At 57.6% G+C, this 11,581-nt stretch carries 15 protein-coding genes; 6 read left to right on the top strand and 9 right to left on the bottom strand.

The genetic code is table 11. The features are described from left to right. Positions 1 to 162: 162 nt before the first annotated feature. Positions 163 to 351 (bottom strand): hypothetical protein, encoded by a 189-nt coding sequence (locus tag L4G42_RS25635; protein WP_237252478.1) that lies wholly within the window; start codon positions 349 to 351, stop codon positions 163 to 165. A gap of 823 nt (positions 352 to 1,174) precedes the next feature. Between L4G42_RS25635 and L4G42_RS25630 the strand changes: the two genes are divergently transcribed. The 4 genes from L4G42_RS25630 to L4G42_RS25615 all read left to right on the top strand — a co-directional run bounded on the left by L4G42_RS25630 (position 1,175) and on the right by L4G42_RS25615 (position 3,870). Then, positions 1,175 to 1,411: a hypothetical protein gene (locus tag L4G42_RS25630; RefSeq protein WP_237261373.1), complete on the top strand. Its 237-nt coding sequence runs from the start codon at positions 1,175 to 1,177 to the stop codon at positions 1,409 to 1,411. A 322-nt stretch (positions 1,412 to 1,733) separates the two neighbouring features. Continuing rightward, positions 1,734 to 2,654 carry a DNA-processing protein DprA gene (locus L4G42_RS25625; RefSeq protein WP_237261371.1) on the top strand — a complete coding sequence of 307 codons (921 nt, stop codon included), beginning with the start codon at positions 1,734 to 1,736 and terminating at the stop codon, positions 2,652 to 2,654. Beyond that, complete coding sequence (locus L4G42_RS25620) at positions 2,626 to 3,267, top strand: hypothetical protein (protein ID WP_237261369.1); 642 nt, start codon at positions 2,626 to 2,628, stop codon at positions 3,265 to 3,267. The genes L4G42_RS25625 and L4G42_RS25620 overlap by 29 nt, the downstream gene beginning before the upstream one ends. 57 nt (positions 3,268 to 3,324) lie before the next feature. Then, positions 3,325 to 3,870 (top strand): hypothetical protein, encoded by a 546-nt coding sequence (locus tag L4G42_RS25615; RefSeq protein WP_237261367.1) that lies wholly within the window; start codon positions 3,325 to 3,327, stop codon positions 3,868 to 3,870. Between the two features lie 494 nt (positions 3,871 to 4,364). Here L4G42_RS25615 and L4G42_RS25610 read toward each other — a convergent pair whose 3' ends face one another. Then, complete coding sequence (locus L4G42_RS25610) at positions 4,365 to 4,967, bottom strand: hypothetical protein (RefSeq protein WP_237261365.1); 603 nt, start codon at positions 4,965 to 4,967, stop codon at positions 4,365 to 4,367. 913 nt (positions 4,968 to 5,880) lie between these two features. Beyond that, positions 5,881 to 6,084, bottom strand: a complete 204-nt coding sequence (locus L4G42_RS25605) for a hypothetical protein (protein WP_237261364.1) — start codon at positions 6,082 to 6,084, stop codon at positions 5,881 to 5,883. Positions 6,085 to 6,690: 606 nt separating this feature from the next. Here L4G42_RS25605 and L4G42_RS25600 point away from each other — a divergent pair. Both L4G42_RS25600 and L4G42_RS26095 read left to right on the top strand, forming a co-directional pair. Continuing rightward, positions 6,691 to 6,972: a pyocin activator PrtN family protein gene (locus tag L4G42_RS25600; RefSeq protein ID WP_237261387.1), complete on the top strand. Its 282-nt coding sequence runs from the start codon at positions 6,691 to 6,693 to the stop codon at positions 6,970 to 6,972. 34 nt (positions 6,973 to 7,006) lie between these two features. After that, positions 7,007 to 7,216, top strand: coding sequence for a helix-turn-helix transcriptional regulator (locus L4G42_RS26095; protein ID WP_272905138.1), 210 nt, complete (start codon positions 7,007 to 7,009; stop codon positions 7,214 to 7,216). Positions 7,217 to 7,239: 23 nt separating this feature from the next. On the opposite strand, the gene L4G42_RS25590 is transcribed toward L4G42_RS26095, so the two are convergent. The 6 genes from L4G42_RS25590 to L4G42_RS25565 form a co-directional block, all read right to left on the bottom strand. Beyond that, on the bottom strand, positions 7,240 to 7,536 hold the full coding sequence (locus L4G42_RS25590; protein WP_237261361.1) for a hypothetical protein: 297 nt from the start codon (positions 7,534 to 7,536) through the stop codon (positions 7,240 to 7,242). Between the two features lie 83 nt (positions 7,537 to 7,619). Further along, entirely contained in the window at positions 7,620 to 8,864 is a 1,245-nt protein-coding gene (locus tag L4G42_RS25585; RefSeq protein WP_237261359.1) for an SGNH/GDSL hydrolase family protein, read from the bottom strand. After that, positions 8,861 to 9,079 (bottom strand): hypothetical protein, encoded by a 219-nt coding sequence (locus L4G42_RS25580; protein ID WP_237261357.1) that lies wholly within the window; start codon positions 9,077 to 9,079, stop codon positions 8,861 to 8,863. Before L4G42_RS25580 ends, L4G42_RS25585 begins: the two co-directional genes overlap by 4 nt. A gap of 10 nt (positions 9,080 to 9,089) precedes the next feature. Further along, complete coding sequence (locus tag L4G42_RS25575) at positions 9,090 to 9,515, bottom strand: cell wall hydrolase (protein WP_237261355.1); 426 nt, start codon at positions 9,513 to 9,515, stop codon at positions 9,090 to 9,092. Positions 9,516 to 10,002: 487 nt separating this feature from the next. Further along, positions 10,003 to 10,431 (bottom strand): tail fiber assembly protein, encoded by a 429-nt coding sequence (locus L4G42_RS25570; protein ID WP_272905137.1) that lies wholly within the window; start codon positions 10,429 to 10,431, stop codon positions 10,003 to 10,005. Beyond that, entirely contained in the window at positions 10,428 to 11,570 is a 1,143-nt protein-coding gene (locus tag L4G42_RS25565; RefSeq protein WP_237261353.1) for a hypothetical protein, read from the bottom strand. Before L4G42_RS25565 ends, L4G42_RS25570 begins: the two co-directional genes overlap by 4 nt. Positions 11,571 to 11,581 lie beyond the last annotated feature (11 nt).

Here is an 11,581-nt window from a genome sequence, read left to right as displayed (position 1 = left end):
GGACGGCGCAAATCACCTGTAGGAGCGCGCTTGCCCGCGAAAACGTTAGGTCAGTCACCCTCTTTACCCACTGACCCCACGCATTCGCCAGCAAGCCGGCTCCTACGGATTACTCAGCGCCCGTTCAATCAGCTGTCCCGCCAATCGAAGAGCGCCATCACATCAACGCGGACCTGGACCACCGCCACCGCCACCACCGCCGCCACCCTGGCCGCCTTCGTAGTGACCGCCGCCACCACCACCGCCGCCACCACCGTGGCCTCCCCCGCCCGGGCCCCAGAATGGCCAGCATCCGGACATGGCTGACATCACCGCGATGACCATCGCGACTTTCACTATACGACTCAACATTTCGATTTCTCTCTCAAAGCGTGCTTGATCACAGGTATTCCTCACCTGCTGCTTCTGACAGCACGAGCCGGTGAATCCGCGTCGTGGTTTGGTACCGACCAGGTATCGAGCGTGATACGAAGCAGCCACCCACAAAAAGGCCGCGAAGGATGGGGCTTCCCGTCGCGGCCTGTGCTTCAAGCGTTCAATGATCAATAGAATCAGCGGCGGTAGTAACCCGGTCCAGGGCCATTACCGCCCCGCCCGCCATCGTATGGGCCACCGTCGTAATAACGGTGTTCATGCCAGCCACCACCGTGGCGACCCCAACCCGGCCCAAAAAAACACCCCGAAACCGACGATGCCAGGGCAATCACCAGTGCGATTTTCGCGATTCGGCTAACCATCATAAGCACTCTCTTCATCCGGGCATTTGTCACCCGTTACGTAAGACATCAAGCCGACACATTTCGACATATCTCCTCGGTAAAGGTTGGGTAAAGGTCAGCTGACACTGTCACGGCGGCGCCATGCCGCAGGCCCCTCGGCCGCCTGCCGTACCCCTGCGCGTCCAGCTACGCTACTATGTGCGCCTTTGCAGGCCCGCAACCCTGCGTTTTTTGAACCCACACGGAACACACCCCTGTGACTCTGGAACAGAACTACACCGCTATTCTTTGAAGGGTTTTCAGGGAAAGCTGAAGTAGGTACGTACAGTAAATTCAGGGGTTTGCTTACTTTGGCGTACCCACGAAAAACCAGCAAAACGCATGCATTGGTACAAAAATTGGTACGGGATCGCGATCAACGTTTTTTGGCGCACCACCTTGGAAGTACGCTTGATATGACCATTGACAACATCACCATGCCCGCCACTGTCAGGCAGGAGCTCGATCTGCTGCTGGCCACGATCAACCGCGCCACGACCGGCGGTGAGGCTGAGCGAGCTGGGATTCGAGCTGAAGGTTTCGTCTTGGGAGTCGAGCGGTTGAAAGCGCTGCAACCTGTTTCCATCGAGGCGCTATACCTCGTGGTTGAGCAAGCCGTTGAGTGGCGAGTGGGCGAACTCGCCGCTCAATGAGAGAATTCGCGACATTTCCAGCGTCAGCCAGAACGACCGGCAGCTGTATTAGCAAAACCGGCACCTGCAGGACATGCTCGTGGAGCTCCCTGTTCCGCGCAGCCTGACACCGCCACTCTAGGACGGTTAACGGTGGCAGCGCATAAACCGCAGCGCCTTGAGTCCGTATTCCGGTGGCGTGGTGACGCGACGCAATCCTTGGCGTACATTGCACCATCAGTAAACGGAAAACACGCCAGCCCCAACGCGCTTCTCGACGCCGTTGGACGTACATGGACAAGGCGAGGGCATTGCACTGATGCATACAGCGATAGAATCTCAAATGATCAATTTCACGACAACGGGCATGAAGCTCTTCAAGTCCAGGCCAATTGTGCCGATTGAGGAGATTTGCGCTTACGAATCACTATGGCTCAACCAAGGCGCATGGTTCGCGAATCTCGCAGAACTATTTCGCTCGAATCGTGGGGCGATACCCAGCGATCTGGTCGACACGGGAAACTCGGCAATCGCACACCAGCGACTGCTGTCCGAGGTTGGTGTCGAGTTTTTATCTAAGGTTGGCGTAAGAGTGCACGGGGCTGGCGAATACCCAAAGAAGCTCCGCGACGCAGATCACCCTGTTGAGCTTCTCTATTACCAAGGCAATTGGGAACTGGTTGATACCAAATCGGTGGCCATAGTAGGAACGCGCGCGCCTTCTGAGGAGGGTGAATTCAATGCAGGATTGATCGCGCACAAGCTGGTTAAAAGCGGGTATACCATCGTCTCCGGACTCGCTAAGGGTATCGATTCTGCCGCCCATCATGCTGCGCTTCACGCAGGCGGTAATACCATTGCCGTAATTGGTACCCCGCTCGACCAGTGCTACCCTAAAGAGAATCGCGACCTGCAGGAGCTCATCGCGCGCGATCATCTAGTTATATCTCAGGTGCCATTTCTTCGGTATCGCGATCAAAACTTCAAAACTAACCGTCTTTTCTTCCCTGCCCGCAATGTCACGATGTCAGCGCTAACCAGCGCGACGATCATCGTAGAAGCAGGCAACACGTCAGGCACTCTTGTCCAGGCGAGAGCGGCCCTTGCGCAAAAGCGCAAGCTGTTCATCCTAGATAGCTGTTTTCGGCGGGACGACTTAACGTGGCCAGCTCGATTCGAGAAGCTGGGCGCGGTGCGAGTCAAGAATGTAACTGACATCATCGGAATGCTCACGGATGACGAGATACACAAAGCTGGACAATGACGAATACAAATGGCTGGTCGATGACGATCTGTGCTACCACTATGGTGAGTACACGTCGGGGGGCGGCTTCCAAGTTAGCGTCACGAATCAGCAGATTTGGAACCTGAAGAACAAACCTACGTCCAGTGAGGCCCAGCTCTACTACAAAGGTAAGGCCATAGAATATTGGGCAAGAATGATCAGCGAGACTGTTGATCTTGATGCATCTGCCAAGGACACTACTTTCGTCCCGATGCCCTGTTCCAAACCGAACGGGCATCCTGAATATGATGATCGGATGCTGAGAATTCTCAACTCTCTGCGCAGAAGGTGTCCAACTCTGGATGTCCGGCAGATTCTTGTGCAGACAGCTTTGCGCCCTAGCCAACACGAGGGAGGCCGGCTCACTCCTACAGATCTGAAGAAAACAATGGCCGTTGACCTAACGCTCCTAGGAGAACCCCTCAAGCCTGACATTGTTGTTCTAGATGACGTTATCACGCTCGGCGCTTCGTTCAACGCGGCAAAATCTTTGCTGCAAGATTTGCCCGGCGTAACAGGAGTGGTCGGCATATTCCTGGCCAAGACAGTATGGCCTCCTAGTGAGCTGGATGATTTCATAATGTCGCTGTAAACGACTTAATCAAGTCGCTGTATTTAAGCTCTACACTTACAAGGTTCAGGATGAAAAATGAGCTATGACCAGACTGGAAGCGCCAGCGTTATATTGTCTGACGGCGCGAATATTACACTGGCAGTGAAGGTGAGCTGGAAAACCACCCCAACGGAAAGGTTTGATATTTCCGACGCGATTGTTTCGTTCTTTCATGGGAACGCTGCCGGTCTCCAGGCGACTCTCTTGAGTATTTCCAGAGATCAGGACCAGATATTGGCATTTGCCAACACTATCAAGACGAATTTTTCTGCCTCTGCGGCAAGTATCATATCGCTGGAGGTCAAGTCCTATCCTCGGAACCTGCACTCATCAACCGTGACAGGAGTGCTTGCGACCGGAGAAACCGTAAGGGTAACCTTCGCAACGCCCGACGCTATACCAAGACCTCCCACCGCAGGCGAAGCTCAGAAGGTTCTCGACGTACTGCTCTCAACAAAAATTGATCAAATACCGCTCATCCGATCACTGATTATCAAAGCTCTGGAGACACCAAACTCCGGGTGGGAATTTATTGTCACCAGCGTGGAGCTGGTCGTCTGCTGCTCCAGAAGCCATGGCTGAACACGAAGCGTCCTTTGTGGCTACCAGTTCTGCCACTCCTTTTCCCAGTTCGATAGTTCGATAGTTCATTCGGTACGTGACTGTTTTAATTGCGGCAAGACAGCGGGCGACGAGGTTCAGGAGTCAGCCTTATTCAGTGGAGGCAGTCTGACAGCATCCTCCTGCTGAGAATTACTTGAACGGCTGATAGTCTTGAGACACATGCTGGCGAGCTCGCCGGGCGGTTATGATCTGAACCCCAGACAGTCCAGTTTGCGATTTCTCGCAAGCTGGCCCTTTGCGTGTAGGTGGGGACTTACATCTTCCTCACCCCGGTCTGCGCGACCTTGACCTTCGAATCAAGCGCAACGCCCGCAGCTAGGTTCAGCCGCATCCGCCAACTCGTGGCTGTCCCGGCGGCCTCGCACCTATAGGGCTGATCTAAAGCATGTCCTTCCAGCTCCCCCGCCATGTGTTCGAAACGATCCTCTGGCTTCCGGCTCGGTGTACGGCCTCTACTCAGGGGGCGCGGCTGGTGGGGAAATCCAGGCCATTAACGCTTCGACGCTGTCCGGGCTCTGGAGCAGCTTCTTCGCATCTTCTACTTTCGCCAGAAGCGCCCGGCGGGCCTCGGCGTCCATAGCTGTCGACCGAGCAATGATGTCGTCAAAGAAAGCCTCAGTCCTTCTTCCAGCTCTCCAACTATCGATCGTGTTGAGCAGCTCTTTAAGCGCGGCCTCCCGTTGTTTCAGGATCGCTAAGCGCTCATCTCTGGCATTCGCTTTTGCCCACTCGGCTTCCCACCGGGCACGCTCCAAAGCAGCCGCGCGATTGGCCTCAGCAAGCTCGACTGCGAGCGATTTCGAGCGCGTAATCAATGACTCCACGATGTTGTCGATCTGCTTTGCGAGGCTGGCACTGCGCTCTGTCCAAGTCTGCGTCCATTCGATCAGGTGATAGGGACTGTAGGCTCTAAGGCAAAGTCGTTTCGAGGGGGCTCGATCAGTCGTGAGCTCATAACGCTCAGCTCTAATTCCTTTCCATAGCCCGGGCTTGAGCTTTCTCGCCTCGTGCACAGACACATATTTGCCGTTGAGGTAGACCATCTCTTTGTCCACGGTCTGCTCGTAAATCGTCAGGCCGATCGCAATCTCGTCTATGAAGACAATTGTAGGTAGCGCAGGTCCCCAGGTGCTTGTAGCGAAAACCGATCGCTTCAGCCGGCCGTCCTCATCTCCAATAACCTTGCGTGTATACCCTCTTTCCCCGCAAGCGACTGAGATCCTGTGATCCAGATCGCGGAACCGAGTCGCTAGCTTCATGAGGATTGAAGCCGCACGACGTAGCGTCGGTTCAGTGACCACTAGGTCTGGGAGATTTCGTTTGGCAGGCTTCAAGTAGCCGTCACTGGCTACCCTGCCACTCGTAAACGAGCCGAGCGACCCCATGATCATGGCGCGTCGGGCGCTTCCAGATTTCGGCATGTCCTGAGTTTGCTCAGGTTCTACGTTACGGGAAAGCACATCTCCCTTGCGCCAACCAGTTGGCGCGCCAGCCTGGGATTTGGGAAGTGGCGGAATCTTTAGTCGCTGTCCTGACTCCTTTTTCGCCCAGTAACCTCGCGGCGGGCACGGTATGCCAAGGCGTACGCAAACGCGTCTGAGGAAGACGGCCGAGACGCCGTACTTTGGAGCGAGGGTAAGCATGGGAGTATCCCATACCTCGGCATATAGAGTTTTTCTCTGAACGCGATCCTGATCCATTTCCTCACCCGGCCCACCGCGCTGCCCTTTGGTCGTTCTGATCGGCACCGACCTGGCCTTGTACTAAGATTGAATTGCCGAGGCCTAGCGCCCGGTCGGTCAGCCGGTTTTTCTTTAGCCTACGCCGCCCGCTGCGACGGGCTGACCGTCATCCACTTCACGTGAACAGCACTGCAGCTCAATGCTGTTGACGGCCTCCCAGCAACCGCGACTCGGTGCTGCCCCAGGGTCCATGTTGTCAGATCATCCAAGCACCGCCGGACGACATTTAGTGAATTATCGGCAACGCATCCGCCGCTACCTCGATCGCGGTTGAGGCCTCAGCCACATCCTCCGGGTTGTAGAGCTGCTCGCCGTACATCGACTGAATCGCCAATTCCGTCAGTTCATCAATGTCGACTAAGCATTCCTGCGCCGCAACCAGCACCGCCTTCAGCGCCATCCGCAAAACCCTTTCGCTGCCTTCGCTCATGACCGTATCCTATCCTGTGGAGCGGTAAGCGTAGGTGAAAAGAAGGCCTTCTGCAGGTTTCGGCTGCCTGTGGGTCGAGGGCATTGGCAAATCCGGGAGTCAGCTCGGTTCCCGCTGCTGAATGGATTTTTCGAAGCTCGGATTTCCACGACAGGGCATTTTTGATGTTCCGGTTTATTTCATAGCGACGTTCTTCTAGGCTCTCCCCCAGAAGCTAAGATTGCTCAACGTACTCAAGCGACTTAAATACTCGCTCCTTTGGAGTTAGATCAGACATGGCTGGGCGTCCTGAGATAAAGGTTGGAGATTGGATTTATGTGGGCCAAACAGCGTGCGTTGTGGCGATGGTCCATCAAGACACCACGTTATGTGACTGCATGGTCGTGTCGCACCCCGACAAGCCGACCAATAGCGACGTCGTTTGGAACGGCGAAAATTGGGAGTTCGCCCCGGGCGATTTTGGAGGCTATGCGGATCGCAACCCTTTTCTTCAACATTTTGTGGCACAGCTAAAACGAGGTCCTCACTGGCGGCCATAGCTTACGATTGCTGGCCGTGCACACCGAGCTTTTGACAGTGATCGGTCAGTTCATTAGCCTTTGTCGCATGAAAACGCTATTCCTCCTCATGGCCCAGTACGACGGCCAAGTCATGATTCCTCTGGAGCGCATCTGCTCCGACTACTTTACCCACCTGACGCCCGAGGTGATGAGGATGAAGGTCGCGGCTGGGCAGATCGACCTGCCACTGATCAAGCTGGAGGAAAGCCAGAAGTCAGCACGCGGCGTCCACGTGAACGACCTCGCCGATTATCTAGACGCTCGACATAGGTCTGCGAAGGCGGAGCATGATCGGCTAATGGGGCGAGTCTCCAATCGCCGAAGATAATGACAATGCGGCTTGTGCCGCGGGAGGCAACCTCATGATCACTGAGGGTAGTAATCAACCGATTGAGTTCATTCGTCTGCCGGAGGTGAGAAGGCTCACAAGCCTTGGTACCACGAAGATTTACGAGATGGCCAGTAAGGGCCAGTTTCCTAAACAGGTAAAGCTGGGCGGACGATCTGTGGCTTGGGTGAGATCAGAGGTGCTCGCTTGGAGCCGCGCGAAGGTAGAGGCGTCTCGTGAATGAGAAGGTGGCAGTGACGCCTACCATCACTCAAAGCGGCACCACCACGACTGGAAGTAGAACGCCTCCTCTATTTGCTCGATGCCGGAAATAATCAGACCCTGGGTACCCATGCTCGTCACGCTGGCATCCAGAAGCCTTGGCAAGGCATCCCTCGCGTGGCCGACGCTGTTCAAGATGAAGGCTTCCCGGGTAATGCGGCCAAGGGCGGAGCACTGAGATTCGACGATCTGCACGTCGCCCTTGAAGGGTGAGATCCTGCTGAGCTGATCTTTCGGTACAGCAACGCCGAGGTTGCGGCGCGGAGTGATGAGAACGTACATGCCTGACTGCTCGACTTAACTGTATATACGTACAGTTAACCGAAGCTGCGCCACCGGCGTCAATTACTGCCGACCGGAGGCGCTCAGGCCTTACGGACGCCGAACTGCGCGACCTTCACCCTGCTGTCTTGAACGATGCCGGCGGCCAGGTACAGGCCCATGCGCGAGGTGACGACCGTTTCCGTGACATCGCACGTATACCGCTGCGTCTCCAGCGCGCCCTTCCAGTTGGCTGGGAGCGTGAAGGGTTCCTGATATTTGTCCATCGACCGGTAATAGATGGTGGTGGACGTGCCCGCAACCGGTTTGGTGATGATCAATTCAGCTTCCCAGCCGAGGATCCCGCGACTGTTGCCGACGATCTCCGGCGCGGACACCATTTCGATGACGTCGCCGGCCAGCACATTCGACAGCGTGACGTTCGCCGCTGGCTGCAAATAGATGTAGCCGCCGGCCGCCGCCAGTGTGCCGCCGAGTTCAATGCACTGGGCCTCACCGAACGCTGACTGCTCCTTGTACCAGCGCGAAGTGATTCCGGTCAGGCCCGAACCCGATGCCTTGTAGTTGTCCGCCAGAACCGAACCTGCGACTGGGTTCGCTGCGGCGTTGATGACGCCAGTGGTGCCGGTCATCAGAGGATTTGGGTTCAGACAGCCGAACGGGCGAATCGCCGAGTACAGGTCGGCGGCATCCGTGGGCAGCGGCACGCCGAAGAATTCGAAATTGGCGTTGATGATCGGCACGCAGCGAGACTGGATGAATTCGGCGCCGATTAGGTTCGGATGCAGATCATCGACGGTCATGTCCTGTGTGAACCCGTCCCAAATATTGACCACCGGTACGAACTGCCGGACGTAGCCCAGCACCCAGTCCTTGTAGGCTATCGCGTCCGCCAGCGCGGCGCCGGCCAACGCCTTGGTGCCGAAGCGCGGCGTGCCAGTGCCGACGATCAGGTATTTGCCCGGCGTATTCTGGAACGCGATGACCGCCTTCATCACGTTTGCCATGCTGTCGGCCAAAGTCATGCCCGCAGTGGTGCTGTCATTGGTGCGCGACAGCAGCATCCACAGATCTGCGGTAAGCGAGGTCAGGCAGGACGGAACCCTCGGCAAGAACTGTCCTGAGTGGTCGCCGACTTTCCCTTGGTTGTCCAGGTAGCTGGGAAACAGGCCGGTCTTTGCCGCGATCGCTCCGGCAGGGCCATAAGCCTCCGTGCCAAACGCGGTGGCGGCAACGGTGTGGCTGTTCGCGCTGAAGCTGTCGCCCAGCAATCCCAGACCGCGACGAATGCGGCGTCGGGTTGGCTGCGCCTCGGCGAGCAGGGTCATGCGAACACCTCGAAGGCAGCGCCACCGGACGGAGCGAATCGGACCGTTGCCCGCGGGATGTTGAGTTGGTAAGCCCCATCGTTCCAGAGCGTGTCGGCCGTCACCCAACTGTCGCCCATCTTGACCTGAATCGCGACCGAGCCGCCGTTAGCCTTAACGCCCAACGTCACGCGCAGGGCGCGGGTGAAGGTTTCTTCTTTTATCGTCGTCTGCACAGCTCGCTCCTCAGGGCACGTTGCGGAAGAAAACGTGGTTGCCCAGCTTCAGCGTCTGCTTTGCTTTGGCAGCCCAGTCCGGTGCCTTGGGCATGGTGGTCGCGTAATAGTGGGTCGCCCCGCCGGTGGGGTCCGGCACCTTGCCGTCGATCACCTGGTCGGCAGCAATCCGGCACTGCGCCAGCTCGCGGAACGGGATCTGCCGCGCACCGCTCAGGAACTGATAGTTCGGGTCGTTGCGGTTCCAGCAGCTGAACTGGTACGGCTTCTGGCAGACGCCGGCGTAGCCCTCGCCCCACCACGACTTGTCTTTGCCGTCTTCCACGCGGTTGCGGATCGTCCAGGCGACGGCCACCATTCCGGCCAGGCCCTCGCCGCGAGCCTCGCCCCACAGCGTGCGCGCGAGCACATCGCGATGTTTTTCAGTCACGGTCATCACTTTTCTCCAGGCATAAAAAATCCCGCTCGATGGCGGGCTGAAATGTTGTTGTTCTCGAAAACCAAGCTATCCTCTTGCCGAACCTTGTGTCGGCTTTCCCATGATTGCTGTGAAGCAACAGCCCCAGCTGCCGATATGGCGTTTATTAATCTCTGGAGATCCCCGCTATGGAAAAGGCACGGCTGGATAAAACTCTTCTTCTATTGAGCGACTGCACGGAAGGTCAGCTTTCGTTCGCTGAGCTTCTAATCACTCTGGACTTTGAGGCCGCACGGCATCTGTCCCAGTGCCAAATGGTGAATTGCTCGGTGGCATACCTGGACCAGGGCGGTTACCGATTTAGCTGGACGTCGAGCATTCCGTTCACGGCATCAGGCCTGGGTCTGATATCTGCGTTGAAAGCCAGGCGAGCGAATGCTACCGCTCCGGCGATCTCAACTCCCAAGCCCCCGAAGTCAAATGCGTTGCGCTACGGGCAGGGCTTTTAGGCGGGTGGACCAGGCCAATCTGGCCCTTCAGCTACCAAGTCCACCCGGTTCACCGCCACCCGGTACTGCTTCCACTTCTTCAACATCGCTGTTTCGGATGCAGTGGCCTCCTCTAGGTCGGCAGCGTCCTGCAGCGGTGCGATGGCAAGGGTGGCGATGCTCAGTAGACGATCACGCTCAGCGGTGTTGGTCGCCCTGATTTCATCAGGGGTGGCCTGGTACGGGACGGGGGCGGCGAACTTCTTGCCGTTGTACGTCCAGCGCTGATCTGGTTGTGGATCGAGACCTGTAATTTCTACCAGTTCAGCCACGAACTCAGCCGGGAAACGATCCTCAATAGGCACCTCTGACCCATCGTCCGCCGCAAATGGCGGAATGATTTCCCACACCTCGCCGTCAAGCACCCGGGCATAAACTTTCATCATGCATACTCCCAAACAATAACCAGCCCCAGACCGCCCGGGCCGCCAGCGAAACCACCGCCTGTGTTGCCCTGCGAAATAGCCCCGCCGCCGCCACCGCCGTATACACCCGCGCCGCCTGGCGCCGAGCCAACCGCCTTGAACCCACCGCCGCCGAAATGGCTCGGACCTCCAGCGCCGGAAATGCCGTTACCTGCGGTGAGGATCACGCCCGCGCCACCACCTGCCCCAGGACCGGTAGCGATGTTGCCAGCGCCGCCGACCGCGCCGTTCGCGCCTGCAGCCTGAATTGGGTAGGTCGCTGTCGCAGCCATGAACGAGCCGCCACCCCCACCACTGGCGCTCACCAGCGAGCCAAACGACGAACTACCGCCATTGCCTCCTGAGCTCGGCGTCGCGTTTCCGCCGGCACCGCCCGCGCCCAGATTCACCGCAACACCCGCAAAACCTGATGTGAGTCGCGCGGAGCTGTAACCGCCAGCCCCGCCGCCGCCGGCCGCGCTGCCGACGCCGCTTGCTGTGGCCGGAGCGCCACCGCCGCCACCTCCACCGCCTTGAACTTCAACCACGACGAAGTTAGTGCCGATCGTAGGAATGTAGGTGCCGCCAGCCTGTGTGAAGGCCTGCACACCGATGAGTCTTCCACCTAGCGAGGTGCCCCCTGTGGCGGAGACGAGAACCCACGCGTCGAAGGATGCCGAATACATCACAGTGCAGTAGCTGCCCGCCGTGATTTCCCCACCGCGTAGTTGGTTCTGGCCCAGGCTGATGATGTTTTTTGCAGGAAGGTTGTTCGGCGCGAAGGTCGCAGTGCTGTTGTTGGTGGTGTTCGCCTTGAAGCGCAGGGTCATGCCGTCAATCAAATTGACGACCTCAGGTACGAAGGTTCCTTTGTAAGTATTCGCCCCGCCGGTAGTCCCGGCGTACGAGAAAGCGCCTCCACGGATGGCCTGCACCAACTGCGCCGGGTCAGACTCGGCCGCAGCCAGGCCGCCGTTGTTGATGACGGACAGGATCTCGTCAGTGACGGCATTGCCCCAGGCCGCCGGTATCAGCGAGCCTGGGGTTCCGGTCGCGGTGTTCTCGTCGACAAACTTACCGCCCACCAGCCCAACGTTGGGCACGCTCTTGGGATAATCCACGTGTTTATTTC

It is taken from the genome of Pseudomonas petrae (assembly GCF_021728295.1).
Classification (GTDB): Bacteria; Pseudomonadota; Gammaproteobacteria; order Pseudomonadales; family Pseudomonadaceae; genus Aquipseudomonas; species Aquipseudomonas petrae.
The sequence above is the reverse complement of the archived record's forward strand: the minus strand, read 5'-3'. Positions and strand labels throughout refer to the sequence as shown.

Excerpts from the sequence above, each read along its gene's own strand:
- L4G42_RS25635 (WP_237252478.1), bottom strand. The coding sequence starts at position 351 with ATGTTGAGTCGTATAGTGAAAGTCGCGATGGTCATCGCGGTGATGTCA.
- L4G42_RS25630 (WP_237261373.1), top strand. The coding sequence starts at position 1,175 with ATGACCATTGACAACATCACCATGCCCGCCACTGTCAGGCAGGAGCTC.
- L4G42_RS25625 (WP_237261371.1), top strand. The coding sequence starts at position 1,734 with ATGATCAATTTCACGACAACGGGCATGAAGCTCTTCAAGTCCAGGCCA.
- L4G42_RS25620 (WP_237261369.1), top strand. The coding sequence starts at position 2,626 with ATGACGAGATACACAAAGCTGGACAATGACGAATACAAATGGCTGGTC.
- L4G42_RS25615 (WP_237261367.1), top strand. The coding sequence starts at position 3,325 with ATGAGCTATGACCAGACTGGAAGCGCCAGCGTTATATTGTCTGACGGC.
- L4G42_RS25605 (WP_237261364.1), bottom strand. The coding sequence starts at position 6,084 with ATGAGCGAAGGCAGCGAAAGGGTTTTGCGGATGGCGCTGAAGGCGGTG.
- L4G42_RS25600 (WP_237261387.1), top strand. The coding sequence starts at position 6,691 with ATGAAAACGCTATTCCTCCTCATGGCCCAGTACGACGGCCAAGTCATG.
- L4G42_RS26095 (WP_272905138.1), top strand. The coding sequence starts at position 7,007 with ATGATCACTGAGGGTAGTAATCAACCGATTGAGTTCATTCGTCTGCCG.
- L4G42_RS25590 (WP_237261361.1), bottom strand. The coding sequence starts at position 7,536 with ATGTACGTTCTCATCACTCCGCGCCGCAACCTCGGCGTTGCTGTACCG.
- L4G42_RS25585 (WP_237261359.1), bottom strand. The coding sequence starts at position 8,864 with ATGACCCTGCTCGCCGAGGCGCAGCCAACCCGACGCCGCATTCGTCGC.
- L4G42_RS25575 (WP_237261355.1), bottom strand. The coding sequence starts at position 9,515 with ATGACCGTGACTGAAAAACATCGCGATGTGCTCGCGCGCACGCTGTGG.
- L4G42_RS25570 (WP_272905137.1), bottom strand. The coding sequence starts at position 10,431 with ATGATGAAAGTTTATGCCCGGGTGCTTGACGGCGAGGTGTGGGAAATC.